Origin of the sequence: Streptomyces sp. CBMA156 (assembly GCF_014596515.1) — a bacterium.
Classification (GTDB): domain Bacteria; phylum Actinomycetota; class Actinomycetes; order Streptomycetales; family Streptomycetaceae; genus Kitasatospora.
This window is the reverse complement of the sequence record NZ_MSJQ01000334.1, coordinates 1-26027: the sequence shown is the minus strand read 5'-3', so window position 1 is coordinate 26027 and position 26027 is coordinate 1. Positions and strand designations below refer to the sequence as shown.

The 26027-nt window shown below is 74.2% G+C and carries 20 protein-coding genes and 1 pseudogene; 16 read left to right on the top strand and 5 right to left on the bottom strand.

Translation table 11 applies throughout. The features are described 5' to 3' along the window. Positions 1–3137 (top strand): beta-N-acetylglucosaminidase domain-containing protein (locus BU198_RS29045; RefSeq protein WP_188299822.1); only part of this gene is annotated, 3137 nt, incomplete at its 5' end. A 276-nt stretch (positions 3138–3413) separates the two neighbouring features. Here BU198_RS29045 and BU198_RS29040 read toward each other — a convergent pair. Further along, positions 3414–3917: pseudogene (locus tag BU198_RS29040) on the bottom strand (HNH endonuclease); the annotation flags it as partial. A 478-nt stretch (positions 3918–4395) separates the two neighbouring features. On the opposite strand from BU198_RS29040, the gene BU198_RS29035 reads away from it, so the two are divergent. The 8 genes from BU198_RS29035 (at position 4396) to BU198_RS29000 (ending at position 13797) form a co-directional block, all read left to right on the top strand. Next, entirely contained in the window at positions 4396–5550 is a 1155-nt protein-coding gene (locus tag BU198_RS29035; RefSeq protein ID WP_188299820.1) for a mechanosensitive ion channel family protein, read from the top strand. A 287-nt stretch (positions 5551–5837) separates the two neighbouring features. Next, positions 5838–7028: an ROK family transcriptional regulator gene (locus BU198_RS29030; protein ID WP_188299819.1), complete on the top strand. Its 1191-nt coding sequence runs from the start codon at positions 5838–5840 to the stop codon at positions 7026–7028. Between the two features lie 105 nt (positions 7029–7133). Further along, positions 7134–8489 carry an ABC transporter substrate-binding protein gene (locus BU198_RS29025; RefSeq protein WP_188299818.1) on the top strand — a complete coding sequence of 452 codons (1356 nt, stop codon included), beginning with the start codon at positions 7134–7136 and terminating at the stop codon, positions 8487–8489. A 25-nt stretch (positions 8490–8514) separates the two neighbouring features. Continuing rightward, a complete protein-coding gene (locus tag BU198_RS29020) occupies positions 8515–9531 on the top strand; it encodes a carbohydrate ABC transporter permease (protein ID WP_188299817.1) in 1017 nt (338 codons plus the stop codon). 20 nt (positions 9532–9551) lie between these two features. Then, entirely contained in the window at positions 9552–10460 is a 909-nt protein-coding gene (locus tag BU198_RS29015) for a carbohydrate ABC transporter permease (RefSeq protein ID WP_188299816.1), read from the top strand. A gap of 8 nt (positions 10461–10468) precedes the next feature. After that, positions 10469–11749 (top strand): 6-phospho-beta-glucosidase, encoded by a 1281-nt coding sequence (locus BU198_RS29010; RefSeq protein WP_188299824.1) that lies wholly within the window; start codon positions 10469–10471, stop codon positions 11747–11749. Between the two features lie 170 nt (positions 11750–11919). Beyond that, positions 11920–12939, top strand: a complete 1020-nt coding sequence (locus BU198_RS29005; protein ID WP_188299815.1) for an N-acetylglucosamine kinase — start codon at positions 11920–11922, stop codon at positions 12937–12939. 153 nt (positions 12940–13092) lie between these two features. Further along, a complete protein-coding gene (locus tag BU198_RS29000; RefSeq protein WP_188298599.1) occupies positions 13093–13797 on the top strand; it encodes a hypothetical protein in 705 nt (234 codons plus the stop codon). 37 nt (positions 13798–13834) lie between these two features. Here the strand turns inward: BU198_RS29000 and BU198_RS28995 are convergent, their stop codons facing one another. Both BU198_RS28995 and BU198_RS28990 read right to left on the bottom strand, forming a co-directional pair. Then, entirely contained in the window at positions 13835–14491 is a 657-nt protein-coding gene (locus BU198_RS28995; RefSeq protein WP_188298600.1) for a response regulator, read from the bottom strand. Then, positions 14488–15783: a sensor histidine kinase gene (locus BU198_RS28990; protein WP_188298601.1), complete on the bottom strand. Its 1296-nt coding sequence runs from the start codon at positions 15781–15783 to the stop codon at positions 14488–14490. The genes BU198_RS28995 and BU198_RS28990 overlap by 4 nt, the downstream gene beginning before the upstream one ends. A 134-nt stretch (positions 15784–15917) precedes the next feature. On the opposite strand from BU198_RS28990, the gene BU198_RS28985 reads away from it, so the two are divergent. After that, positions 15918–16829 carry an ABC transporter ATP-binding protein gene (locus BU198_RS28985; RefSeq protein ID WP_188299814.1) on the top strand — a complete coding sequence of 304 codons (912 nt, stop codon included), beginning with the start codon at positions 15918–15920 and terminating at the stop codon, positions 16827–16829. After that, on the top strand, positions 16826–17668 hold the full coding sequence (locus BU198_RS28980; protein WP_188299813.1) for an ABC transporter permease: 843 nt from the start codon (positions 16826–16828) through the stop codon (positions 17666–17668). Before BU198_RS28985 ends, BU198_RS28980 begins: the two co-directional genes overlap by 4 nt. Before the next feature lie 54 nt (positions 17669–17722). Here BU198_RS28980 and BU198_RS28975 read toward each other — a convergent pair whose 3' ends face one another. Beyond that, positions 17723–18286: a DUF4291 domain-containing protein gene (locus BU198_RS28975; protein ID WP_188299812.1), complete on the bottom strand. Its 564-nt coding sequence runs from the start codon at positions 18284–18286 to the stop codon at positions 17723–17725. Between the two features lie 125 nt (positions 18287–18411). Next, a complete protein-coding gene (locus BU198_RS28970; RefSeq protein ID WP_188299811.1) occupies positions 18412–19167 on the bottom strand; it encodes a tyrosine-protein phosphatase in 756 nt (251 codons plus the stop codon). Positions 19168–19416: 249 nt separating this feature from the next. Between BU198_RS28970 and BU198_RS28965 the strand changes: the two genes are divergently transcribed. The 5 genes from BU198_RS28965 to BU198_RS28945 form a co-directional block, all read left to right on the top strand. Then, the gene (locus BU198_RS28965) at positions 19417–20184 is read left to right on the top strand and encodes a GntR family transcriptional regulator (protein WP_188299810.1); all 768 of its coding nucleotides are present in this window, start codon (positions 19417–19419) and stop codon (positions 20182–20184) included. Between the two features lie 84 nt (positions 20185–20268). Further along, positions 20269–21387 (top strand): PucR family transcriptional regulator, encoded by a 1119-nt coding sequence (locus tag BU198_RS28960; protein ID WP_188299809.1) that lies wholly within the window; start codon positions 20269–20271, stop codon positions 21385–21387. Between the two features lie 344 nt (positions 21388–21731). Next, positions 21732–22505, top strand: a complete 774-nt coding sequence (locus tag BU198_RS28955; RefSeq protein ID WP_317620360.1) for an OB-fold-containig protein — start codon at positions 21732–21734, stop codon at positions 22503–22505. Positions 22506–22580: 75 nt separating this feature from the next. Then, positions 22581–24611, top strand: a complete 2031-nt coding sequence (locus tag BU198_RS28950; protein ID WP_188299808.1) for a flotillin family protein — start codon at positions 22581–22583, stop codon at positions 24609–24611. A 46-nt stretch (positions 24612–24657) separates the two neighbouring features. Then, positions 24658–26027: DNA repair ATPase (locus BU198_RS28945; RefSeq protein WP_188299807.1), on the top strand; the 1370-nt coding region annotated here is incomplete at its 3' end.

The window sequence follows — 26027 nt, the reverse complement described above, 5'->3', positions numbered from 1 at the left end:
TGCGCCAGCTGCTCGCCGCCGTGCCGGCCGGGCAGGGGCAGGCGCCGGGCGCGGCCGGGCTCGGCCTGCCCGGAGTCACGCTGCGGGACTGGCCGTCCGGTGCGCCGGTGCGCGGCACCGCGGAGGCCTTCTACGGCGCCCCGTGGACCGCGCAGCAGCGGCTGGAGCAGGTCGACTTCCTCGGCCGTTCCAAGCAGAACTTCTACCTCTACGCCCCCGGTGACGACCCGTACCGGCTCTCCCGCTGGCGCACCGCCTACCCGGCCGCCCGGGCGGAGGAGCTGCGCGAGCTGGGCTTCCGGGCGCGCGCGAACCACGTCACGCTCGGCTACGCGATCGACCCCGGGCAGTCCTTCTGCTTCAGCTCGGGCAAGGACGTCGACGCGCTGGTGAAGAAGCTGGACGGGCTGCGCGGGCTCGGCTTCACCGCCTTCCAGTTGCAGTTCCTGGACGTCAGCTACGACGAGTGGCACTGCGGCGACGACCGCGACGAGTACGGCACCGGGCCGGTCGCGGCCGCCAAGGCGCAAGCCGCGCTGGTGAAGAAGGTGCAGGACCGGCTGATCGCGAGGAACCCGGGCCTGGCGCCGCTGTCCGTCCTCCCCACCGAGTCCCACCAGCAGGGCACCACCCCGTACCGCAAGGCGCTGGCTGCGGCGCTGCCGGAGGGCGTCCAGGTGGCCTGGAGCGGGGTCGGGGCGATCCCGGAGAAGATCACCGGCGCCCAGGCCTCGGACACCGCCGGGCTGTACGGGCGCCCGCTGCTCACCATGGACAACTACCCGGTCAACGACGCCAGCCCGGACCGGCTCTTCCTCGGCGCCTACACCGGGCGCGACCCCGAGGTGGCGACCCGCTCGGCGGCCCTGCTGACCGGCGCGATGCAGCAGCCGGTGGCCTCCCGGATCGCCATCGCCACCGCCGGGGACTTCGCCTGGAACCCGGCCGACTACAAGCCGGACGACTCCTGGCAGGCCGCCATGCGCTCGCTGGCGGGGCCGACCGGCGCCGGCGCGACGCCTGCGGGGACGGCGCTGTCCGCGGTCACCGCGCTGGCCGGGAACAGCACCTCCTCGCCGCTGTCCAAGCAGGAGTCGGGCTATCTGACGCCGCTGCTCGACCGGTTCTGGGCGGCCGCCGAGCCCACCTCCGGCGCCACCCCCGACCTCGCCAGGCTGATCGAGGCCGCCGCCCCGCTGCGGGGCGCCTTCGACGCGATGGCCACCGCCCAGCAGACCCTGGCCGCCACCCCGGCCACCGCCCAGCTGGCCGGCGAGGCCGCGCCCTGGCTGGGCCCGCTGCGCGACTACGGGCTGGCCGGCCGGGCCGCCCTCGACATGCTGCTGGCCCAGCACGGCGGCGACGGCACGGCGGCGTGGAAGGCCAGGGTCGAGCTCAACGGGCTGCGCGAGCAGCTGGCCCAGGCCCCGGCCACGGTCGGCGCCGGGGTGCTCGGCCCGTTCCTGGAGCGGGCCGTGCGCGCCGCCGACAATTGGTCGGGCGTGGCCGCCGGCGGGGTCACCCCGACCACCACCATGGGCACCGCGCAGGACCACCTGCCGGCGCTGATGGACGACGGCGTGGCCGACACCTTCTACTGGAGCTCCGCTCCCCCGCAGCCCGGCGACGCGGTCGGCCTGGACCTCGGCGCGGGCCGCCCGGTCAGCGGCGTGACCGTGCTGATGGGCGGCTGGGGCGACGGCCCCGACGCCAGGACCGCCGTGGACGACTACATCCGCGACGGCGTGCTGGAGTACACCACCGGCGAGGGCGGCTGGAAGCAGCTCGCGACCGTGAAGAACCAGAAGACGGTCAGCGCCCAGCTCCCGCCGGGCACGGTGGTACGGGCGGTGCGGCTGCGGGCCACCGCCGCGCAGAAGACCGCCGTCGCGGTGCGCGAGTTCACCGTCACCGCGCCGGACGAGTCCCCGGCCAGCGTCAGCGGCGGTCCCGACGCGGCGCCCGGCTCCTCCTCCGCCGCCGTGCTGGACGGCAACCCGGACACCGCGTACCGGGCCGCCAAGGCGCCCACCGCGCTGGACGAGCCGCTCACCGTCGAACTCGGCGCGGCCCGTCCGCTGGACCGGCTCACCGTGCTGACCGACCCGAACGTGCGCGCCGGCGCCACCGTCGCGGTGCGCCGGGCCGACGGCACCTGGGCCGACATCGGCACCGTGCAGCCCGGCTACAACGAGCTGCCGGCCGGCGGGCTGCCCGCCGACGCGTTCCGGCTGACCTGGAAGCCCGGCGGCGACCCACCGGTGGTCAACCAGGTGATCCCCTGGTACGCGGACGTCCCGGCAGCCAGGCTCAGCCTCTCCGACCCGGCCCTGGACGTGGTCACCGGCGCCTCCGCGCCGGTGACCACCCAGGCCACCGTGGAGGCCGGCCGGCCCGAGGGCACCGCCGGCGAGCTGCGCACCGAGGTGCCGGCCGCCGCCAAGGGCCTGACCGTGGCCCCGGCGGGACAGGTGAGCGTGCCGCGCGGCGGCCGGGTGGGTGTGCCGCTGCTGGTGAGTGCGACCGCGGAGACGCCGTCCGGGACGTACCAGGTGCCGGTGCAGTTCGTGGCCGGTACCACCACCGTCCGGCAGGTCCTCCAGGTGCACGTGGTGCCGCCCACCGGCGGTCCCGACCTGGCGGTCGGCGCGAAGGCCACCTCCTCGGGCGACGAGACGGCGGACTTCCCCGCCTCGGCGGTCGCCGACGGCGATCCGAAGACCCGCTGGTCCTCGCCGGCCAAGGACGACGCCTGGGTGCGGCTGGAGCTGCCGCAGGCGACCAGGCTGGGCGCGGCGGTGCTGCACTGGCAGGCCGCGCACGCCGCCTCGTACCGGATCCAGGTCTCGGCGGACGGGAACTCCTGGACGGACGCGGCGACCGTGGACAGCGGCAAGGACGGCGACGAGACGGTGCGCTTCGACGCGCCCGGGGTCCGGTTCGTCCGGGTGCAGGGCGTGGCGCGGGCGACCAAGTACGGCTACTCGCTGTGGGGCGTCGAGCTGTACGCCGTGACCCCGCCGGTCCAGCCGCCGGTCCAGCCGCAGCCGCCGGGCGGCCAGCCCGCGCAGCCGGGCGGGGCGACGGGCGCCCCCGCGGTGCCCCCGGCGACGGGCGGGGCCGCGGCCAGGCCGTAGCGGCCCCGAGCGGCCCGTGGGAGGGACCGGCGCGTGGAACGCGGCGGGCCGCCGGCTCCCCGGTGCGGGGGGCTCGGCGGCCCATGAGGCGCGTACCGACGGTGTGACGGGCGGGCCCTTGTGGAGCGGTGGTCAGGCGGAGAGCGGTTCGGGCTGCTCGCCGCGGCGGACGGGGGCGGGGTGGGCGGCGTGCGCCCGGCCGAGCGGGACCGGGTGGGCCGGCTGCTCGGTGCGGTCGTGGTGCTCGTACTCGCCCCACTGCGGGGCGCGCAGCTGGTCGCCGCCGCCGTAGGGTTCCAGGTAGGGCCGCCAGCGCGGGTCCTTGATCCCGGTGCCGATGATGCGCCAGGCCAGGCCGCTTGGCGGCGCGGGTGGTCGTTTCATCCGCCAGCCGAGTTCGGTGAGGTGGCGGTCGGCCTTGGTGTGGTTGCAGCGGCGGCAGGCCGCCACCACGTTGTCCCACCGGTGCTGGCCACCACGGCTGCGCGGGATGACGTGGTCGACGCTGGTGGCGGCGGCCCCGCAGTAGACGCAGCGGCCGTGGTCGCGGGCGAACAGCGCCCGGCGGGTGAGCGGGACGGGCCCGCAGAACGGGACCCGTACGAAGCGGGTCAGACGGACGACGGACGGCGCCGGAAGGGCGCTGGTGGCGCTGTGCAGAGTGACTTCCGAGTCCTCCAGGCTGACCGCCTTGTGGTTGAGGACCAGGATGAGTGCGCGGCGCATCGATACGACGCCGAGTGGCTCGTAGGACGCGTTGAGGACCAGGACATGCGGCACGGATGCCTCCTTGGACGCCTGCGGCGCGTGGCTCGCGCCGGGACGAGCGGTTGTATCGCGCCACTCGTGCGCGATCTCCCCAGTGTCGCCTTACGCCTTTGTACGGCGCCACCACTCCTGTGTAACGGACCTGACGTGAACTCCGGGTGTGGTCTCTGTCATAACCGGTATGCCCGGGGAAGGTCGGGTTGCACCCGGGTGGCGGTGCGGGCCGCCCCGGTGGCCCTCCCGGGGGACCGATCGGCCGTCCGGAGCAGTGCCCCGACCGGCGGGGACGGCCCGGGAGTCCGGGAGCGGGGGGAGCGTACGGGGGCGTTGACGGGGCGTTCGGGACACTCCGTACGCCGTCGGGCACGCCCGCGGGAGGTTCGCGGCGTGTCCTGGCGGGTTTCGGCGGCGGATAGGCTAAGGCACACGGTCCGCGGGCCGCTTGCCGGCGGTGCGGGCCCGACACGCACCCTGCCAGGAAGGTCCGCACGTGTTCAGCTCCGGTGCCACCGGTCCGTCCGACGCGTCCTCGACGCTCGCCAACCCGACCCCGGCCCCAAGCCCCACCGCGCAGCTGCCCGACCTCGACCTGCGGATACCGACCAGCGCGCAGGAGGTCTCGGACACCACCCGGCAGGCCGCCAGCTGGTTCGACACCCACTGGCAGGGCTGGCTGGCCTCCGGGCTGCGGATCGTCTTCATCATCGTGCTGGCGCTGGTGCTGCGGGCCATGGTGCGCAAGCTCATCACCCAGCTGATAGGGCGGATGGCGCGCACCTCCGAGCACCAGGAGGAGAGCCGGCTGGGCGGGCTGCTGGCCAACACCGGGGTGGTGAACACGGAGCGGCGCCAGCAGCGCTCGGAGGCGATCGGCTCGGTGCTGCGCAGCGTGGCCTCCTTCACCATCCTGGGCACGGCGGCGCTGATGGTGCTGTCCGCGCTGGGGGTGAACCTGGCGCCGCTGCTGGCGAGCGCCGGTGTGGCCGGTGTGGCGATCGGTTTCGGCGCCCGCAACCTGGTCACCGACTTCCTCTCCGGGGTCTTCATGATCATGGAGGACCAGTACGGCGTCGGCGACGAGATCGACACCGGGGTGGCCTCCGGCACGGTGCTGGAGGTCGGTCTGCGGGTGACCAAGCTGCGCGGCGCGAACGGCGAGATCTGGTACATCCGCAATGGTGAGGTGAAGCGGATCGCCAACATGAGCCAGGGCTGGGCGACCGCCTCGGTGGACGTGCAGGTCGGGTACAAGGAGGACCTGCTCCGGGTCGAGGAGCTGATCCTGGCGACGGCCGAGCTGATGGCCAAGGAGGCCCCGTACGACGAGCTGGTCTGGGCGCCGGTGTCGATCCTGGGCGTGGAGTCGGTCGCCCCCGACTCGGTGGTGCTGCGGGTCGAGGCCAGGACGGCCCCGGGCAAGGCGGCCTCCGTCTCCCGGGGGCTGCGCCAGCGGCTGAAGGTGGCCTTCGACCGGGCCGGGATCAAGGTCAAGGAGGAGGTCCCCGCGGTGGCGGCCGGGGCGACCGGGGTGGTGATCGCGCCCTCTCCGGTGCCGGCCGCCGAGCAGCTCGCCCCGGCCGCGTCGGCCGACCGGGTGGCCGAGCCGGTCCCGGCGCGGGCGTCGGAGGACTCGGCGAAGCCGTAGGGCCCGTCTTCAAACCCCCGCCGAGGAGCCCCTTCCGCGGACGAGAGCCCCGTTCCCACCACCGTGCGTATAACGGGTGGGGGCGGGGCTCCGTGCTGTCCGGTAACGCTTCGGCATCCTCCGCTCCACCGGCCATTGACACCCCGCCGACACGGCCCTTACGGTCCTTCCCAAGCGACTGGAAAGTTTCCTAACAGTTCATCACGGTTCCTCCGAGGGCCGCCCGCTCTCCGCACGGGGGCCACCTGCGGACTTTTCCGACCAGCCGAAAGAGGAGGATTCCGGGCATGACCAAGAGCACCGCCAAGGCCCCCCTCGCCGGCACCCCCAGCCTGCTGCGCGCCATCAACGACCGCGCCGCCCTCGAACTGCTGCTGGAGAACGGGCCGCTCTCGCGCACCCAGATCGGCACCCTCACCGGGCTGTCCAAGCCCACCGCCTCCCAGCTGCTGGCCCGGCTGGAGGCCGCCGGGCTGGTCGTGCCGGTCGGCACCACGGCCGGCGGACCCGGCCCCAACGCCCGGCTGTACCAGGTGAATCCGGCCGCCGGGTACGTCGCCGGACTGGACGTCACCAACAGCGAGATCCGGGTCGCCGTCGCCGACATCACCGGCAGCACGCTGGCCGAGCACAGCGTGCCCACCAAGGGCCTGCCCGCCGCCGGGACCGTCCCGGCCGTCGCCGCCGCGGTGGCCGCCGCGGTCCGGGCCGCCGGAATCCCCGAAGGCTCCCTGCGCACCGCCGCGATCGGGCTCGGCGGCGCCCCCGACCCGGTCACCGGCAAGCTCCGGTACGCCTCCCACCTGCCCGGCTGGCACTCGCCGCGACTGGTCGAGGAGCTGACCGCGGCGATCGGCGCGCCGGTGTCGATCGAGAACGACGTGAACCTGGCCGCCGTCGCCGAGCGCTCCTCGGGCGCCGCGGCCGGTTTCGAGGACTTCGTCCTGCTCTGGGCCGGGGCGGGGGTCGGCGCGGCGATCGTGATCGCCGGGCGGCTGCACCGCGGCTTCACCGGCGGCGCCGGGGAGGTCGGCTACATGCCGCTGCCCGACTCCCCGGTCGAGTGGGACGCCCGCCGCCGCAAGTTCGGCGGGTTCCAGGCCCTGGTCGGCACCCCCGCCGTCCGGGCCCTGGCCAGGGAGCACGGGCTCGGCGCGGCCACCGCGCAGGAGTCCATCGCCAAGGCGCTGACCACCCCGGGCGCCGGCGACTCCTTCCTCACCGAGCTGGCCGGGCGGCTCGCCGTCGGGCTGGCCGTGATCGTCGCCGTCGTCGACCCCCAGCTGGTGGTCCTCTCCGGCGTGGTGCCGAGCGCCGGCGGCGAACGCCTGCGCGCGCTCGTCGAGGACGAACTGGCCCGGGTCTCCATCGCCAGACCGGAGGTCCGCAGCAGCGCCCTGCCGGGCTCACCGGTCCTGCTCGGCGCCCTGCAACGTGCCCTGTCCGACGCCCGCGAGGCGGTCTTCTCCACCCACTGACGCTCCCCCTGTCACCTCGTTCACCTGCACCCACCTCTCCCCAACCCCCGAACGCGGGATCCGAGGCAATGAGGCCTGCCCGCGCACCCCCAGGAGGATCCAGAAGTGCACGCCACCACCTCCCGCAGAGGCCGCCGCACCATCGCCGCCCTCGCCGGCAGCGCCGTCCTGGCCCTGCTCGCCTCCGCCTGCACCGGTTCCAGTGACTCGGGCGGCACCGACGACTCGGCCGGCGGCAAGGACGTCACCATCACCTTCTGGCACGGCTGGAGCCAGGAGAACGAGATCAAGGCGATCAACGCCAACATCGCCGCCTTCGAGAAGGCCCACCCCAACATCCACGTCAAGGCCGTGGACAGCCTCGCCGACGACAAGGTCAACCAGGCGCTGCGGGCCGGCGGCGACAACGCACCGGACGTGGTCTCCTCCTTCACCACCAACAACGTCGGCATGTTCTGCTCGACCAAGGCCTTCGTCGACCTCAAGCCGATGCTCCAGAAGAGCGGCATCGACCCGGCCAAGACCTTCCCGGCCACGATGCTCGACTACACGCAGTTCCAGGGCAACCAGTGCTCGCTGCCGCTGCTCGGCGACGCCTACGGCCTGTACTACAACAAGAAGGCCTTCGCCGACGCCGGCATAGCCCACCCCCCGAAGACCTTCAGCGAGTTCGCCGAGGCCGCCGCCAAGCTGACCGTCGCCGACGGCGACTCGTACAAGCAGCTCGGCTTCATGCCGCTCTACCACGGCTACGAGTCCACCACCGAGCACTACCTCGGCCAGTACGGCCCCGGCTACTTCGGCTCCGACGGCAAGTCGGACATCGCCACCGACCCGAAGGTCGCCGCGATGTTCAAGTGGCAGAAGGGCCTGGTCGACCAGCTCGGCGGCTTCGACAAGCTGGAGAAGTACCGCGCCACCTTCGGCGAGGAGTTCAGCGCCAAGAACCCCTTCCACACCGGCCAGCTCGCGATGATCCTCGACGGCGAGTGGCGCACCGCCTCCCTCGCCGACAACAAGCCCGACTTCGAGTGGGGCACCGCCGCCTTCCCCGTCCCCGACGACCAGGCCGACACCTACGGCCGCGGCTACCAGACCGGCACCATCGTCGGCATCGCCAGCAGCAGCAAGAAGCAGGCCGCCGCCTGGGAGTTCGTCAAGTACCTGACCACGGACACCGACGCGGTGGTCGGCTTCGCCAACGCGATCCACAACGTGCCGAGCACCCTCGCCGCCCTCGACTCGCCGAAGCTGGTCGCCGACGAGAACTTCAAGACCTTCCTGAACGTCGCCAAGAACGCCCACTCCGGCACCACCCCGCCGGCCGTCAACGGCGGCAGCTACATCACCACCCTGCAGAACCTCGGCTACGACTACGAGTCCGGCAAGCAGGCCGACCTCCAGGCGGGCCTGGCCGCCACGGCCAAGCAGATCGACACCGACATCGCCCAGGCCAAGTAGGCCGGGAACGGTCCACGGAGCTCCCATGTCACTCGCGTTCGGCACCCGCAAGGGAAAAGGCGACAAGGCCGACGCGGGACCGACCGGCCCGGCGGCGCCCGCCGCGCAGCAGTTGCTGCGCCGCAAGCGCCGCCGGGAGGCGGCCCGCACCCTCGCCTTCCTCTCCCCCTGGCTGGTCGGGTTCAGCGTCTTCTTCGTCTACCCGCTGGTCTCCACCGCCTACTTCTCCTTCACCACGTACAACGGCTTCGGCTCGCCGACCTTCAGCGGCCTGAAGAACTGGGACTACGTCTTCAACCACCTGCCGACCTTCTGGCAGGGCCTGCGCAACACCCTGTGGCTGGTCATCGTCATGGTGAGCCTGCGGGTCGCCTTCGGCCTGGGCATCGGGATGCTCATCACCAAGGTCAAGACCGGGGCCGGCTTCTTCCGCACCGCCTTCTACCTGCCGTACCTGGCCCCGCCGGTGGCCGCCACCGTCGCCTTCGCCTTCCTGTTCAACCCCGGCACCGGCCCGGTCAACCACCTGCTCGGCGAGCTCGGCCTGCCGGAGCCCGGCTGGTTCGCCTCCGAGGACTGGTCCAAGCCCGCGCTCACCCTGCTCGCGATGTGGGGCATCGGCGACCTGATGGTCATCTTCATGGCCTCGCTGCTGGACGTGCCCAGGGAGCAGTACGAGGCGGCCCAGCTGGACGGGGCCGGCCCGTTGCAGCGGTTCCGGTACGTCACGCTGCCGAACATCTCGCCGATCATCATGTTCGCGGTGGTCACCGGGGTGATCCAGACCATGCAGTACTACACCCAGGCGATCGTCGCCGGGAAGGTCGCCAGCGGCATCGCGGGCGGCTCCGGACAGCCGTTCGAGCCCGGCTACCCGGGCGGCTCCACCTGGACCCTGCCGCAGATGGTCTACAAGCTCGGCTTCCAGAGTTACAACTACGGCGCGGCCTGCGTCGTCGCCCTGGTGCTGTTCGTCATCTCGATGGCCGTCACCTCGATCCTGCTCCGCCGCCGCTCCGGCTTCATGGCGAGCGACGACTAGCGGCCCGGGAGGACCCGATCATGACCCTTGGCACCACGCTCACCAAGGGGCCGGCCACAGCCGTCCCCTCCCGGTCCGGCGGCCCCGCCGCCCGGGCCGCCCGGCGCCGCGCGTTCCTCCAGTGGGTGGCCGTGCACACGGTGGCCATCGCCGCCGCGCTGTTCTTCCTGCTGCCCTTCGTCTTCGTCTTCCTGACCTCGGTGATGTCGGACGGGCAGGCGCTCACCACCGACTACTGGCCGACCGAGTGGAACTGGAGCAACTACGGCAAGGTCTGGGACACCCCCGGCTTCCTCACCTGGTGGCGCAACACCCTGCTGTACGCCCTGGCCGGCACCACGCTGACCGTGGTCTCCAGCCTCCCGGTGGCCTACGCCCTCGCCAAGTTCCGCTTCCGCGGCCGCAACCTGGCGCTGATGGGGGTCATCGCGATGATGATGCTGCCCCCGCAGGTCACCGTCATCCCGATGTTCCTGTTCTGGTCCAAGCAGATGGGCATGGACGGCTCGCTCTGGCCGCTGATCATCCCGATGGCCTTCGGCGACGCGTTCTCCATCTTCCTGCTGCGCCAGTTCCTGATGACCATCCCCAAGGAGTACATCGAGGCCGCCAGGATCGACGGCTGCGGCGACCTGCGCACCCTGCTGCGGGTGGTCCTGCCGATGGCCAAGCCGGCCATCGCGGCGGTCGCGCTGTTCCAGTTCTTCTACTGCTGGAACGACTACTTCGGCCCGCAGATCTACGCCAGCAACAACCACGAGGCCTGGACCCTCAGTTACGGGCTGGAGTCCTTCAAGGCCGCCCACCACACCAACTGGAACCTCACCATGGCCGCCACCCTGCTGGTGATGGCACCGGTGATCGTCCTCTTCTTCTTCGCTCAGAAGGCCTTCATCGAAGGCGTGACACTGACAGGGGTCAAGGGCTGATGTCCGCACTGAAGTTGGCAATCGTCGGCGGTGGCTCGACGTACACCCCGGAGCTGATCGACGGCTTCGCCCGGCTGCGGGACAGCCTGCCGATCGGCGAACTGGTGCTGATCGACCCGGCCGCCGAGCGACTGGAACTGATCGGCGGCCTCGCCCGGCGGATCTTCGCCAAGCAGGGCCACTCCGCCGTCGTCACGGTGACCACGGACCTGGTGGCGGGCGTCGCGGACGCCGACGCCGTGCTGCTCCAGCTGCGCGTCGGCGGGCAGGCGGCCCGCAACCAGGACGAGACCTGGCCGCTGGAGTGCGGCTGCGTCGGGCAGGAGACCACCGGAGCCGGCGGGCTCGCCAAGGCGCTGCGCACCGTCCCCGTGGTGCTGGACATCGCCGAACAGGTGCGCCGGACCAACCCGGACGCCTGGATCGTGGACTTCACCAACCCGGTCGGCATCGTCACCCGGGCCCTGCAGAGCGCCGGCCACAAGGCCGTCGGACTGTGCAACGTCGCGATCGGCTTCCAGCGCAAGTTCGCCGCTCACCTGGACGTCGCCCCGGAGCTGGTCCGGCTCGACCACGTCGGGCTCAACCACCTGACCTGGGAGCGCGGGGTCACCCTGCTGGACGCCCCGGGCGCCACGACCGGGCGCGAGGTGCTCCCCGAACTGCTCTCCTCGCACGGCAAGGAGATCGCCGACGACCTGCACCTGCCGCAGGCCGTCGTCCGGCGCCTCGGCGTGGTGCCCTCCTACTACCTGCGGTACTTCTACCAGCACGACGCGGTGGTGGCCGAGCTGAGGGAGCAGGGCTCCCGGGCCGCGCAGGTGGCCGAGATCGAGCGGCAGCTGCTGGAGCTGTACGCCGACCCGGCCCTGGACACCAAGCCCGAGCTGCTCGGCAAGCGCGGCGGCGCCTTCTACTCGGAGGCGGCCGTCCAGCTGATCGCGGCGCTGCTCGGCACCGGCGGCGGCACCTCCGTCCAGGTGGTGAACACCCGCAACGACGGCGTGCTGCCCTTCCTGCCGGACGACGCCGTCATCGAGGTCCCGGCGGAGGTGGACGCGCGGGGCGTGCGCCCGCTGCCGCAGCGGCCCGTCGAGCCGCTGTACTCGGGGCTGATCGCCGCCGTCACCTCGTACGAGCACCTCGCCCTCGACGCCGCCCTGCACGGCGGCCGCGACCGGGTCTTCGACGCCCTGCTCGCCCACCCGCTGGTCGGCCAGATCGAACTCGCCGACCAGCTCACGGACCGGCTGCTCGCCCACAACCGCGAGCACCTCGCCTGGGCCTGACCCGGCCCGTGGTGCCCGCCCGCCCGGTTCCTCCGGCCGCCGGGCGGGCACCGCGAGGAGACCGTCCACCCCCGGCCGGAGACCGTTCGGCCGGGCTCCCCGGCCGCGACCCCGGCCGGGCACCCGGCCGACGACCACGGCCCGGGCCACGTACGAGCCGCGGGGACCTGATGACCCACCAGCCCGAACCCCTCCTGCCAGGCGTCCTCGCCATCGACGCGGGAAACTCCAAGACCGACGTCGCCCTGATCGGCACCGACGGCACCGTCCTCGGCACCGCCCGCGGCGGCGGCTTCGAACCCCAGAAGATCGGCGGCGCGGCGGCCGTGGCCGGCCTCGCCCCGCTGGTCGAGCAGGCCGCCGCCGAGGCCGGCCACCCGTCCTGGAACGGCGTGCTCACCAGCCACGTCAGCGCCTGCCTGGCCAACGCCGACCTGCCGGTCGAGGAACTGGCGCTGCGCGAGGCGCTGGAGTCCCACCCGTGGGGGGTCAGCAACACCGTCGCCAACGACACCTTCGGCCTGCTGCGGGCCGGCACCGACGGCCCGCTCGGGGTCGCGGTGGTCTGCGGCGCCGGGATCAACTGCGTCGGCCTGCTGCCGGACGGCCGCACCGCCCGCTTCCCCGCCCTCGGCGAGCTCACCGGCGACTGGGGCGGCGGCTCGGGCCTCGCCGTCACCAGCATGTGGCACGCCGTCCGCGCGGAGGACGGGCGCGGCGGGCCGACCGGGCTCGCCCGGGCCATCGCCGAGCACTTCGGGCTGCCGAGCGCCGGCGCCGTCGCCGAGGCCGTCCACCTCGGGCACCTGCCGAGCGTGCGGCTGCACGAGATCGTCCGGGTGCTGTTCGCGGTCGCCGTCGAGGGCGACGAGGTGGCCCTGGAGCTGATCGACCGCCAGGCCGACGAGATCGTCCGGCTCGCGGTGGTGGCGCTCGGCCGCCTGGAGCTGCTGGACGCCCCGGCCCCGGTGGTGCTGGGCGGCGGCGTGCTCGCCTCCCGGCAGCCGCTGCTGCTGGACAACGTGAGGGCCCGGCTCGCCGAGGCCGCGCCGCTGGCCGAGCCGCGCGTCGTCGTCGCGCCGCCGGTGCTGGGCGCGGCGCTGCTCGGGCTCGACCACCTCGCGGTGGGCACCCAGGCGCAGGACCGGCTGCGCGAGGCGTACGAGACGGACCGGCCGGTGGCCGCCTGACGCAGGCTCACCACATGCTCTCCCCCGCCGGATCCGCACATCCGGCGGGGGAGGGAACCGCGGCTCCGCACGCCCCCGGCGGGAACCGCACCACCGGCCCCGGTCGTGTCAAGCGGGTACCGACATCCGCCCCCGTCCGGGGAGACTGGTGCCATGGCCCCGTCCCGTGTCCTCCTCGCCGCCGCCCTGCTGGCCTGCGGCAGCGCAGCCGTCCTCGCCGGCTGCACGCCCGCCGACTCCGCTCCCACGGTGGCCGCCGCCTCCGCCGCCGCCCTGGCCGACGAGGGCGCCGACGACCTGCTGGACGAGGACGACGGCCTGTTCTACGAGGAGGAAGAGGAGGCCGGGCCCTACTCCCCCGGGGCCGGCCCGTCGGCCGTCACCCCGGCCGCCTCCGGGCCGTCCGCGGACCCTTCCGCCGATCCGTCTCCCGACCCGTCCGCGGACCAGCCGGCCGAGCCCTCTGCCGGGCCCTCCGCCCTGCCCTTCTCCGGGCCCGAGTGCGCCACCCCCACCGGGCTCCCCGGCCACGAGGTGCTCGTCGTCGTCTCCGCCGCCCCGGACGGACTCACCGCCCGGCCCGCCCGCTTCGGCTGCGGCCCGGTCGGCTACGAGCCCACCGGCGCCCCCACCCGCTACGGCTTCGCGACGGCTGGCGTGGCGGCGACCCTGATCGACGAGCCGTACGGCGACCCGGTCAGGCCCGTCCCGCTCCACGAGCTGATCGCCCACCTCGACGACTGCCTGGCCGGCCGCGAGCCGGCCGCCTCCCCGGACGGCTGCCACGGCAACGCCTACGACGTGGTGCTGGACTCCCACGGCCGGATCATGCGCATCGGCGAGGTCGCGGCGTCCTGACCGGGCCCGGCACGGCGGCGGCGCCCGCCCGCCGGACCTACGGCGCGACCAGCCCGAACTCGTAGGCCTGGATGACCAGGTGGACCCGGTCGCGGGCGTCGAGCTTGGTGAACAGCCGGGCGACGTGGGCCTTGGCGGTGGCCACGCTGATGGTCAGCTCCGCGGCGATCTCAGCGTTGGACAGACCCCGGCCGACCAGGGTGAGCACCTCGCGCTCGCGCCCGGTGACGGCCTCGGCGACGGGCCTGCGGGGCCGGGCCGTTCCCTGCGGCCGGGCGGCGAACTCGCCGATCAGCCGGCGGGTGATGCCGGGGGCCAGCAGGGCGTCCCCCGCGGCGACCACCCGGATGCCGTCCAGGATGGTCTCCAGGGCGAGGTCCTTGACCAGGAAGCCGCTCGCCCCGGCGCGCAGCGCGCCGTACACGTAGTCGTCGTCGTCGAAGGTGGTGAGGACGAGGACGTGGGTGGGCAGGCCGGGGTCGGCGGTGATCCGGCGGGTGGCCTCGATGCCGTCCGTGCCCGGCATCCGGATGTCCATCACGGCGACGTCGGGGCGCAGCCGGGCGACCAGGTCGACGGCCTCGGCGCCGTCGCCGGCCTCGCCGACCACCTCCAGGTCGGGGGCGTCGGCGATCAGCACGCGCAGGCCGGTGCGGATGAGCGGCTGGTCGTCGACCAGGACGACACGGATCACGGTCCCACCTCCACGGGGGGCTGGACGGAGGCCCGGACAGGGGCCTGAACGGGAGTCCGGGTGGGGGTCTGAGCGGGGGTTCGGACAGGGGTCTGGACGGGGGCGTCCTCGGGAGCGCCGTCGGGCAGCGGCAGCCGGGCGGCGACGAGGAAGCCGCCCCCGGGGCGCGGCCCCGCACCGAACTCGCCGTGCAGCAGGGCGACCCGCTCGCGCATGCCGGCCAGGCCATAGCCGGTGCCCGGGGTGCCGGTGGTGCCGGCCGCCGCCCCGGTGCCCCGGTCGGACACGGTGACGTCGAGCTCCCGCGGGCCGTAGACGACGGTGACGTGGCAGTCCCGGGTGCCGGAGTGCTTGATCACGTTGGTGACCGCCTCCTGGACGATCCGGTAGGCGGCCAGGTCCACCTCGGGCGGCAGCGGCCGGACCGCGCCGCGCCGGGTGAGCGCCACGTCGACCCAGGCGCCCGCCGCCCTCCGCACCAGCCGGTCCAACTCGCCGAGCCCGGGCACCGCTTCGAGCGGCGCGGGCTCCCCCTCGCCCTGCCGCAGCGCGCCGAGCATCCGGCGCAGCCCGGCCAGGGTCTCCCTGCTGGTGGCCTCGATGGCCTCCAGGGCGCCCCTGGTCTCGGCGGGCTGGGTGTCCATGACCCGGCTGCCCATGCCGGCCTGGATCGCGATGATGCCGATGTTGTGGGCCACCATGTCGTGCAGCTCGCGGGCGATCCGCAGCCGTTCGGCGGTGACGGCCTGCTCGGCGGCCCGGCCGCGCAGCGCCTCGGTGTGGGCGCGGCTCTGGTGCACGGTGTTGCCGACCAGCCAGGCGATCAGCACGGTCGTGGCGAGGCCCGTGTAGGCGAGCGGGTTGACGGGGTAGCCGATGGCGACGCCGTGGAGGAACAGTCCGGCGAGGGTGGCGAGCGGCAGCGCCAGGGCGCTCAGCGAGACGCGGCGGGAGCGGGTGGCCGCGCAGTAGCCGACCACCCCGTCGGCGATCAGGAACTGGAGCGGCGCGGTCTCCGGGACCCGCACCATCCCGAGCGCGAAGACGCCGCCCGCGAGCGCCACCGCGACGGCGGCCAGCGGCAGCCGGACCAGCAGCGCCGCAACCAGGGTGGTGACCACCGCGGTGACCGTCAGCGGCATGTCCTCCAGGTTGCCCTGGTAGGAGAGCAGGTGGCGCAGCTCGTCCTCGCGGGTGAGGAAGCGGAAGGCGACCAGCGCCGTCCAGAGCGCCCCCACCCACACGCCCGCGGGCAGGCGCCTGAGCAGCGGCGGGCGGGGTTCGGTGATCATGGCGCGATGGTAGCGGCGGGCCTCCGGGCGGCACATCGGCCCGGGGGCGTAATCCCGGGGGCCAGTGCGGCGGCCCGTGGTTGTGGCCCGCGGCCCGATGCCGGGGACCGGCTCCGACCGGCACCGTTGGCCCCGTGATCGAGATCGAGCGACTGACCAAGCGGTACGGCGCCACCACGGCCGTCGACCGGCTGACCTTCACCGTCCGGCCCGGCGCCGTGACCGGTTTCCTGGGCCCCAACGGCGCCGGGAAGTCCACCACGCTGCGGATGATCCTGGGCCTGGACACCCCCACCGGGGGCACCGTCACGGTGGCCGGGGTGCCCTTCGCGAGCCGGCCACGCGGTCTGCGGCACGTCGGCGCCCTGCTGGACGCGGGCGACGTGCACGGCGGGCGCACCGGCCGGGCGCACCTGGCGGCGCTGGCCCGCGGCAACCGCATCCCGCTCGGCCGGGTGGACGAGGTACTGGCGGAGGTCGGCCTCGGCGGGGCCGCCGGACGACGCATCGGCGGCTACTCGCTGGGCATGCGGCAGCGGCTGGGCATCGCGGGCGCGCTGCTCGGCGACCCTCCGGTGCTGCTGTTCGACGAGCCGCTGAACGGGCTGGACCCGGAGGGCGTGCGCTGGCTGCGCGAACTGTTCCGGCGGCTCGCCGACGAGGGACGCACGGTCTTCGTCTCCAGCCACATGATGGCCGAGATGGAGCACACCGCCGACCACCTGGTGGTGATCGGGCGCGGCCGGCTGATCGCCGACGAGAGCCTCGCCGAGTTCTCGGCCCGCAACGCGGTCTCCTCGGTGGCCGTACGGGCTCCCGAACTCCCCGCACTGGCCGAGGTCCTGCGCGCCGAGGGGGCCGACGTACGGCCTGCCGGGCCGCGGTCCGGGATCGTCACCGGGCTCGCGGCCGAGCGGGTCGGCGAACTCGCGCTGCGGCACGGCCTGGTGCTGCACGAGCTGACCACCCGGACGTCGTCGCTGGAGTCGGCGTTCATGTCCCTGACCGCCGGCAGTGTCGAGTACCAGGCTGGAGAGGCCCGATGAGCACCACGACCCCCGGATCCGCCGAGCCCGCGCCCCGGTTCCGCGACCTGCTCGCCGCCGAGTGGATCAAACTGCGCTCGCTGCGCTCCACCTACTGGGTGCTGGCGCTGGCCTCGCTGGTGGCGATCGCGGTCAACGTGAACGCCGTCCACACCGACCTGACGTACATCGACCACCCGCCGCCCCTGATGCCCGGCCGATCCCCGTACACGTACGACCCGTTGTTCCACGGGCTCGGCAGCATCGCGGGCGACCTGATGGCGGTCGCGGCCGGCAGCCTCGGGGCGATCACCGTGTTCGGCGAGTACACCACCGGCCTGATCCGCACCACCTTCGCCGCCGTCCCGGACCGGCGGGGCGTGATCGCGGCCAAGGTGGTGCTGATCGGCGGGATCACCGCGCTCGCCGGGCTGGTGGTCTCGGCGGGCTCCTTCCTCGCCGTCAACGCGATGCTGTCCTCCCGGCACGTCGGGCTCTCCCTCGCCGACGAGGGCTGTCTGCGGGCCGTGCTCGGCTACGCGGCGATCGTGCCGGTCTGCGCGCTGGTCGGGATGGCGCTGGGCGCGCTGCTGCGGCACGCCACCGCCTCGATCGTGTCGCTGGTGCTGCTGCTGTTCGTCCTGCCGATGATGTTCGGCGGGGACCGCTACCGCTGGCTCAAGGAGATCGGCACCCACCTGCCGACGGCCACCGTGCAGCGGCTCACCATCAACCCCGCCTCCACGACCACCATGGGGAAGTACGCGCCGAGCGTGCTGGACTCGTGGATCACCATGGGGGTGTGGGGCGTGGCCGCGGTGGTGGTGACGGTGGCCGTGGTGCGGCGGCGGGACGTCTGATCCGCCGTCTCGGCTCCGCCGCCCCGGCTCGGTCTTCTCGGCTCCGCCGCCCCCTCAGTCCAGGCCGAGGCGCCGCGCGGTCGCGGCGGGCGGCAGGTACGGGCGCTCGGGCGGCAGCAGCCGCTGGGCCTTCGCCGCCTGCCCGCCGCGGACCAGCGCGGCGATCCGGTGCACCTGCGGGGTGAGGTCGGTGAGCCCGGTGACCCACTCCTCGGCGTAGCCGCGGATCAGCGACCGGCCGATGCCCACCTGGATGCTGTAGTGGTTCAGCGCCGCCCCGCGCAGCGACCGCTCCGGGTCCCACTGCACGTGGACCTCGGCGCGGGCCAGGTCGTCCGGGTGCGCGGTGGTCAGGACGGCGCGGGCGAGCGCCTCCTCCCAGCCCTCGCGGGTGATCCGGACCGCCAGGACCCTGGTCTGGCCGGGCTTGCGCGCCCAGTTGCTGCGGTGCATCAGCCAGCGGAACGAGGGCTTGATCCAGGTCATCCGGTGGAAGCCGAACGGCGCCGTGAACCGGCCCGCCGCCAGGGCCGCGTCGGCGACGGCCGGCGGGTAGGCCTGGTAGAGCACGATCGTCCGGTCGTCGTGGTCGGCGCGGATCTCGCGCAGTGCGGTCATCTCGCGGCACCCCCCTCGACCGGGCACGCTGCCAGGGCGGGGCGGCGCGGTGCAACGGGATATCGCCGTACGGCGGTACGGCGGTTTCCGGGCGCCGGGGCCCCGGGGCAGGAGCCGGGCGCTGGTCAGGCCGCGGCCGCCTTGGCGCGGAAGGCGCCGAGGGTGGCCACCGGGACGCCGCAGCCGGGGAGGAAGGAGGCCGCGCCGCCGTGGTGGGTGCGGACCCGGTCCAGGAAGACCGACATGGCCTCGGCCGGGGCCTCCAGGAGGGGCGCGGGGATGGTGAGGTTGCGGCCCCGGGAGTCGGTGACGCGGGAGGTGGTGTGGTCGTTGAGCGCGGTGCGGTGGCGCTCGGCGAGGCCGGCGAAGATCTGCGGGAGGGCGTCGGTGGTGCGGGCGTAGTCGGCCACGATGCGGTCGGCGGGGGCGCCGAGGAGGTCGAGCAGCAGGGCGGTCAGCAGGCCGGTGCGGTCCTTGCCGGCGGCGCAGTGCAGCAGGACGGCGCCGGGGCGGACGGTGGCCTCGACGGCGGCGGCCAGCGCCTCGGGCGCGGACTCGGCCAGCAGTACGTAGAAGTCGCCGAGGTCGGCGGCGGTGGCCATGGTGCTCATCCGCGCGGTGAGGGCGTCGGTGGCGGGGTTCACCGGGGCCGCGACGACGGATATCCCGGCGGCCTCGGCGGCGGCCCAGTCGTCGGGGTCGGTCTCGCGCGGGTCGCGCAGGTCCACGATGGTGCGGATGTCGCAGCCGCGCAGCTGGCGGACGGTGGCCTCGTCGGCGGCCGGGAACGGCTGGGCGGAGCGGTACAGCACCCCGGGGCGGACCCGGCGGCCCTCGGGGTCTCCGAGGGCGGCGGCGTCGCGGAAGTTGACCAGGGACATGCGGAGGCCTTTCGGTGGGGCCGCACCAGGGACGGGACAGGGACGTCCGGAGGGGCGGAGACATCTAGATGTCCAGATGTCTAACCCGTCGCGGGGCCGCCGGGCAAGCCTCGGCCGGTGCATCCCTCCATCCCACCCCCGTCGGCGGGCCACGGCGACTCGGACGGTACGTGCGGTACGGGCGGCGCGTGGCCGGTACGGGCGGTGCGTGACCCGGGCGGACCGGCCGGGCTTCGTAGGATCGGGCCCGTGGCGACCAACCCCCCGAACCCCCCGAGCACCCCGGTGTACCGCCGCCTGGCCCGCCGGCTCCAGGAGCGCGTCGACGCCGGCACCTACCCCGCCGGCACCCGGCTGCCGAGCGAGCCCGAGCTGAGCGCCGAGTTCGGCGTGAACCGGCTGACCGTACGGCAGGCGGTGGCGGAGCTGGAGCGGGCGGCCGTGGTGGAGATCCGCCGCGGCGTGGGCACCTTCGTCCGCCCGCCCGCCGTCCGGGTGTCGATCGCCGTGGACCCGCGCAGCCAGCGCATCGACCTCGGCAGCGTGTACGGCGCGCTGCCGAACGAGGAGCGCACCGACGGCGAGTTCGTGGTCGCGGCCCCGCCCGTCACCGGCTCGGCACAGGACGCGGAGGCGGCCCGCCGGCTGGGCCGCACCCCGGCGGAGCTGTCCCGGGTGGACTCGGTGATCCGGCTGGGCGGGCGGGCCCGGGCGGTGTGCAGCTACTGGGTGCCGTTCGGCCCGCTGCCGGCGGCGCTGGTCCGGCCCGGCCGCCCCGGCAACCTGGTGCCGGACCTGGCGCGGGCCGCCGGGGTGGAGCTGGAGTACGACTGGCGGGCCTTCGGCGCCGTCGGCGCGGACCTCGCGGACGCCGAGCTGCTGGGCGTCCCGCCGGGCACCGCGCTGCTGGTGCGCGAGGGGGTCAGCTGCACCCCGGACGGCGCGCCCGCGCTGTACGTGCGGCGGCGGATCGACGGCAGCAGCGCGCGCTTCGTCCTGCACTTCCGCGACCGGTAGCGGCGGCGGCCGCAGCGGCCCCGGCCGGACCGGCCCTGATAGGTTCGGCGCCGGATCGGCAGGCCGCACGGGGGTTGGCAGGACATGGTGCCCGAGGAGATCGACCACGACGTACCCACCGAGCTGGCCGAGGCCTACCTCGTCCTGCTCGCCGACGTCTCCCGCACCGGCCGGCTGCTGCGCCGCGAGGAACTGGAGCGTCTGCGCAAGCTCGGCGAGCACTGCGCGGAGGCCGGGTACGGGCTGCGCGAGGTGGTGTCGCAGTGCCTGACCGCGGCCCGGCGGGCCTGGCAGACCCTGCCGGGGACGACCGCCGCGACCAGCGTCGCCGAGCTGCGCCGGACGGGCGACGCGGTGCTGGCCGCCACCGACGCGGCCCTGGCCGCGCTGGGCGAGGGTCACGAGCGAGCGCAGCGCCTGGCGGTCCGTCAGGAGGAGGCGGCCAGGCGGGAGTTCATCGACGACCTGTTGTTCGGCCGCGGCGACCTCGGGAAGCTCGTCGAGCGCGCCGACCGGTTCGGGCTCCGGCTGGCGGGCGCGTACACGGTGGCGGTCGCGGTGGGCGACGAGCCGTTCGCGGACGTGCATCCGCTGGTGCACCGGGTGGAGCGGGAGCTGGCCGGGCGGTTCGGCGAGCGGGACGTGCTGCTGGCCAGCAAGGACGGCCGGCTGGTGTGCATCGCGCCGGACTCCGAGCGGGCCGTGCTGGAGGCCTTCGCCGAGCTGACGCTGCGCCCCGGCCCCGGCTACCGCCCGGTGCGCCGGGTGGCCACCGGCCGTCGGCACTCGGGGCCGAGCGGGGTGCCGCGCAGCTACGAGGAGGCGCTGGACGCGCTGGACTACGCGCACCGGCTGAACCTGTCGGCCCAGCAGCTGAAGGCCGAGGAGCTGCTGGTCTTCCCGGTGCTGATGCGCGACCGGGCGGCCATGGCCGACCTGGTGCGCAGCGTGCTCGGCCCGCTGACCGAGGCCCGCGGCGGCGCCCGTCCGCTGCTGGACACCATCGCGGTGCAGGCGGAGGCCGCGTACGTGAACGCGGAGGCGGCGCGCCGGCTGGGGCTGAGCGTGCGCACCCTGAGCTACCGGCTGGAGCGGATCAAGGCGCTCACCGGGTACGACCCGGCGGACGCGCTCCAGCGCTTCACCCTGGAGACGGCGGCCATGGGGGCCCGGCTGCTGAACTGGCCGAACCAGCCGCTCTAGAGCCTTCTCATGGATCAGGTCGGATCCGGCGGTGGCCGGAACGCCCCTCTGGCGCGGCCGCCCGGAACCCGCTACGGCACCGTCCGCGACCGGCCGCCGGCCGAACCGTCCGTCCACGACCGGCCGTTGCCGGATCCTGTACGGCCCGGCCGCCGGCCGAAACCTCCGGGACCGTCCGGCGACCGGCCTGTTGCCCGGTTGTTGCAGTGTCACCCGGGCCGCACGTACCAGGGTGTCAAAGGGGCGTAAAGATTGCCGGATCCTGGCAATGTGCGAGGCGCGCCCCGGCTGCCATGATCGTCCCGACGCCGAAGTGCGGCGCCGGAGGAGGGGCGGGGGGAAACGTGGCCGGAACGGGGGGTTTCTTCACGGCCGCGCTGGCCTTTCCGACGGCGCTGTTCAGCTTCGCGCTGGTGGTGGTGGTCGGCTACTGGCTGCTGATGCTGCTCGGGGGCCTGGTGCCCGGCGCCGTGCACGGGGGGCACGACGGCGGGCACCACCTGGACGCCGGACACGCGGGGCACCACCCGGGTGCCGGGCACGGGGGACACTCCGGCCCCGCGGGACACGCCGGACACCCGGGAGACGTCGGACACCCGGGGCACGGTGCCGGGGGGCACGACGCCGACGCGGGGTCCGACCGGCACGGAGCCGGCCACCACACGAACGTGCTGGACGCGCTGGGGCTGGGCGGGGTGCCCGTGACGGTGGCGGTGTCGCTGCTGGTCGCGATCGCCTGGTTCGTCAGCCTGGCCGGCACCGTCCTCACCTCGGGGGCACCGGCGCGCGGCGGAGTGTTCGCCGTCGCACTGGTCGCCTCCTGGGCGGGCACCCGGGTGCTCGTCCGGCCGCTGTCGCGGCTGTTCCCGCAGGACCGGCCAGCCACCCGGGGGGACTTCGTCGGCCGGGTCTGCGTGATCCGCACCGGCCGGGTGACGGCCGGCTTCGGACAGGCCGAGGTCACCGCGGAGGACGGTTCCACCGCGATCGTCCAGGTCCGCACCGCGGAGCCCGAACCGGGCCTGACGGCCGGACGGACCGCCCTGATCTTCGACTACGACCCCGAGGGCGAGCACTTCCTGGTGGCGCCCTTCGACCCGCCGTCCGGTCTCAGCTGATCCCGGTCCGCCGTCGATCCACCTTCACCGCATTTCCCTTCGCTCTGTCTCGCCATCTCGTCAAAGGACTCCGTGATGGACACCATCGCCGTGGGTTTCGGCGTGCTCGTCGCCGTCGTGCTGCTCATCGTGCTCGCCCTGCTCCTGTTCGTGGGCCGCCTGTTCCAGAAGGTCGAGCAGGGCAAGGCACTGATCGTCTCCCGGACGAAGAAGGTGGACGTGACCTTCACCGGCGCGATCGTCCTCCCCGTCCTCCACAAGGCCGAGTTGATGGACATCACCGCGAAGACGGTGGAGATCCACCGGGCCGGCCGGGACGGTCTGATCTGCCGGGACAACATCCGCGCGGACATCCGGATCTCCTTCTTCGTCCGGGTCAACAAGACCGTCGAGGACGTCATCAAGGTCGCGCAGTCGATCGGCACCGTCAGGGCCAGCGACCCGCAGGCGATCCAGGAGTTCTTCGCCGTCAAGTTCGCCGAGGCGCTCAAGACCGTCGGCAAGCAGCTGGACTTCACCGACCTGTACACCCACCGGCACGAGTTCCGGGACCAGATCATCGCGGTCATCGGCACCGACCTCAACGGCTACACCCTTGAGGACGCGGCCATCGACCACCTGGAACAGACCCCGATGAGCCAGCTGGACTCCGACAACATCCTGGACGCCCAGGGCATCCGCAAGATCACCGAGCTGACCGCGATCGAGCACGTGCGCACCAACGAGTACCAGCGCACCGAGGAGAAGGAGATCACCCGGCAGAACGTGGACGCCCGGGAGGCCGTCCTGGAGCTGGAGCGTCGGCAGGCCGACGCGGAGATCCGCCAGCGCCGCGAGATCGAGACCCTGCGGGCCAAGGAGGACGCGGTGATCGCCCGGGTACAGGAGGAGGAGCGGCTCAACGCCCAGACCGCCTTCCTGCGCACCGAGGAGCTGCTCGGGGTGCAGCGGGAGAACCAGGCCCGAGAGGTCGCGGTGGCGCAGAAGAACCGCGAGCGGGTGATCGCGGTGGAGAACGAGCGGATCGAGAAGGACCGTCTGCTGGAGGTCGTCGGCCGCGAGCGGGAGACCGAACTCGCCACCATCTCCAAGACGAAGGAGGTCGAGTCCGCCAAGCGCGAGGTCGCCGACGTGGTCCGCGAGCGGGTCGCGGTGGACCGCACCGTCGCCGAGCAGGAGGAGGCCGTCAAGACCCTGCGCGCCGTCGAGGAGGCCGAGCGCGTCCGCAAGGCCGTCGTCATCCAGGCCGAGGCCGAGGCGCAGGAGCAGCTCGTCAAGGACATCAAGGCCGCCGAGGCCGCCGAGCAGGCCGCCGCGTTCCGGGCCCGCGAGGCGCTGGTGCTGGCCGAGGCCAGGCAGCAGGCCGCCGAGCTGGACGCGGTCGCCAAGATCCGGATGGCCGAGGGCGTCCGGGCGGAGGCCGCGGCCGAGGGCCTGGCCCGGGTCCAGGTCCGCGAGCAGGAGGCCGCGGCGGTGGAGAAGGTCGGCCGCGCCGAGGCGCTGGTGCAGGCCGAGAAGGCCAAGGCCACCGCGCTGGAGATCGGCGGCAAGCTGAAGGCCGAGGCCGAGGGCCTGACCGAGAAGGCCGCGGCGATGGCCAAGCTGGACGAGGCCTCGCGCGGGCACGAGGAGTACCGCCTGCGGCTGGCCGCCGAGAAGGACGTCCGGCTGGCCGGGCTGGACACCCAGCGGCAGATCGCCGAGTCCCAGGCGGCGCTGGTCGCGGCCGGGCTGGAGAAGGCGAAGATCGACATCGTCGGCGGGGACTCGGTGTTCTTCGAGAAGCTGGTGCAGGCGGTGTCGGCCGGCAAGAGCCTGGACGCCTTCGTCGGCCACTCGCAGACCGCGCAGACCCTGGCCGGGCCCTGGCTGGACGGCCGGGCCAGCTTCACCGAGGACCTCACCAAGGTGCTCTCCTCGGTCTCCACGGCGGACGTGCAGAATCTGACCGTGTCCGCGCTGCTGATGAAGCTGATCGGCTCGGGGGCCGCCGACCAGACCGGCCCGCTGCGCCAACTGCTCGACTCGGCACGGCAGCTGGGCATCGCGGAGACCCCGATCGGGACGCTGGCCGGCGGCCACGCCGCGGTCAACGGCTCCAAGTAGCGCCAGGCTCCCCGCAACGACCCGCCGAACACCCGAGGAAGCAACCGTGACCGTGGACGCCCTCGACGCCAGGCCCGACGCCGGCACCTACGAGGTCCTGCGCGACCGGCTCGCCCGAGCCGCCGCCGAACTCGCCGACCGGGCGCAGGCGTTGAACGCCCGCCGGGTCGCCGAGTTCGGCGGCGGGGAGCTGCGGCTGGCCGGCACCGGGCGGCTCACCACCGCCCGGGCCTGCCTGCCGCAGGACCTCACCGCCGTCGGCGGGATGCTGCTGCTCGGCACCCGTACGGCCGGACCGGCCGACGACGCCGAGGACTTCACCGACGTCCTCGGCCTGCACCACCCCGACCTCTCCCCCGCCCCCGCCGAGGGCACCCTGCTGGACGACCCCCGGCTGCGCCAGGACCTCGGCGACCTGCGGCGCTACTTCCGCGACGCCAGACTGGAACGGCTGCGCCCGGTGGACGGCAGGCTGCTCGCCGTCTTCCGCACCGGCCCGGCCGCCGCCGACGTCCGGGTGCTGCGCTGGCGCCTGGACGACGACACCCCGGCCGGCTACCTGGACGGGCGCGGCGAACGCGACCACACCCCGGCCGACGGCCGGCAGCTGCCCTGGACCGCGCTCACCAGGGACGACCAGCTGCCCGCCGGCCCCGGCCGGCCGCCCCGCGCCGGCCTGGCCGGCGAACTGCTGATCGGCGTCGACGGCGGCCGGCTGACCATCGCCGCCCCGGACGGCCGGGAGCTGCACCGCGAACCGCTCGCCGAGGCCCTCCAGACCCTCGCCGACGCCCGGATCGCCCACACCCGGATCGGCCCCCTGCTGCTGGTGCGCGTGCGCCCGTACCAGGAGGAGACCGAACGGCACCTGGTGGTCCACCTGCCCACCGGCGCGGTCACCCGGATCGACGCGCTCGGCCAGGCCTGCCTGCGGCTGCCCGCCGACCAGGGCGTCGCCTTCCCCGGCGGCTGCGTCCTGGTGGACGGCACCGTGCGCACCTTCGACCAGCCGGTCGACGGCCTGGTGTACGAGCGCACCGTCCTGTCGCCCAACGGCGAGGACGTGCTCTACGAGTTCCGCTCCCCCGCCGACGGCCGCGCCCTGCTCCAGCCGTACAACAGCGTCCGCCAGGAGGCCGCCGCCCCGCTGCCCTGCCAGGGCTACGCGCTGCTCGCCGACGGCACCCTGATCGCGCTGCGCCCGGCCGAGGACGGACCGACCCGGCTGCACCCCGTCCAGCTCTGGCAGACCCCGTTCACCAGCGAGCGTTTCGCCGCCGAACAGCCGCCCGGCAGCGGGCCGCTGGCCCGGATCGGCAACGCCGACCTGGTCCGCGGCCTGGCCGACTGCCTGGCCCTGGCCCGGCTGGCCGCGGCCGGCGCCGACACCCCGGCCGGCCACCAGGCCGTCCTCGC

Excerpts from the sequence above, each read along its gene's own strand:
- BU198_RS29030 (WP_188299819.1), top strand. The coding sequence starts at position 5,838 with ATGACCAAGAGCACCGCCAAGGCCCCCCTCGCCGGCACCCCCAGCCTG.
- BU198_RS29020 (WP_188299817.1), top strand. The coding sequence starts at position 8,515 with ATGTCACTCGCGTTCGGCACCCGCAAGGGAAAAGGCGACAAGGCCGAC.
- BU198_RS29015 (WP_188299816.1), top strand. The coding sequence starts at position 9,552 with ATGACCCTTGGCACCACGCTCACCAAGGGGCCGGCCACAGCCGTCCCC.
- BU198_RS29005 (WP_188299815.1), top strand. The coding sequence starts at position 11,920 with ATGACCCACCAGCCCGAACCCCTCCTGCCAGGCGTCCTCGCCATCGAC.
- BU198_RS29000 (WP_188298599.1), top strand. The coding sequence starts at position 13,093 with ATGGCCCCGTCCCGTGTCCTCCTCGCCGCCGCCCTGCTGGCCTGCGGC.
- BU198_RS28990 (WP_188298601.1), bottom strand. The coding sequence starts at position 15,783 with ATGATCACCGAACCCCGCCCGCCGCTGCTCAGGCGCCTGCCCGCGGGC.
- BU198_RS28980 (WP_188299813.1), top strand. The coding sequence starts at position 16,826 with ATGAGCACCACGACCCCCGGATCCGCCGAGCCCGCGCCCCGGTTCCGC.
- BU198_RS28975 (WP_188299812.1), bottom strand. The coding sequence starts at position 18,286 with ATGACCGCACTGCGCGAGATCCGCGCCGACCACGACGACCGGACGATC.
- BU198_RS28970 (WP_188299811.1), bottom strand. The coding sequence starts at position 19,167 with ATGTCCCTGGTCAACTTCCGCGACGCCGCCGCCCTCGGAGACCCCGAG.
- BU198_RS28960 (WP_188299809.1), top strand. The coding sequence starts at position 20,269 with ATGGTGCCCGAGGAGATCGACCACGACGTACCCACCGAGCTGGCCGAG.
- BU198_RS28950 (WP_188299808.1), top strand. The coding sequence starts at position 22,581 with ATGGACACCATCGCCGTGGGTTTCGGCGTGCTCGTCGCCGTCGTGCTG.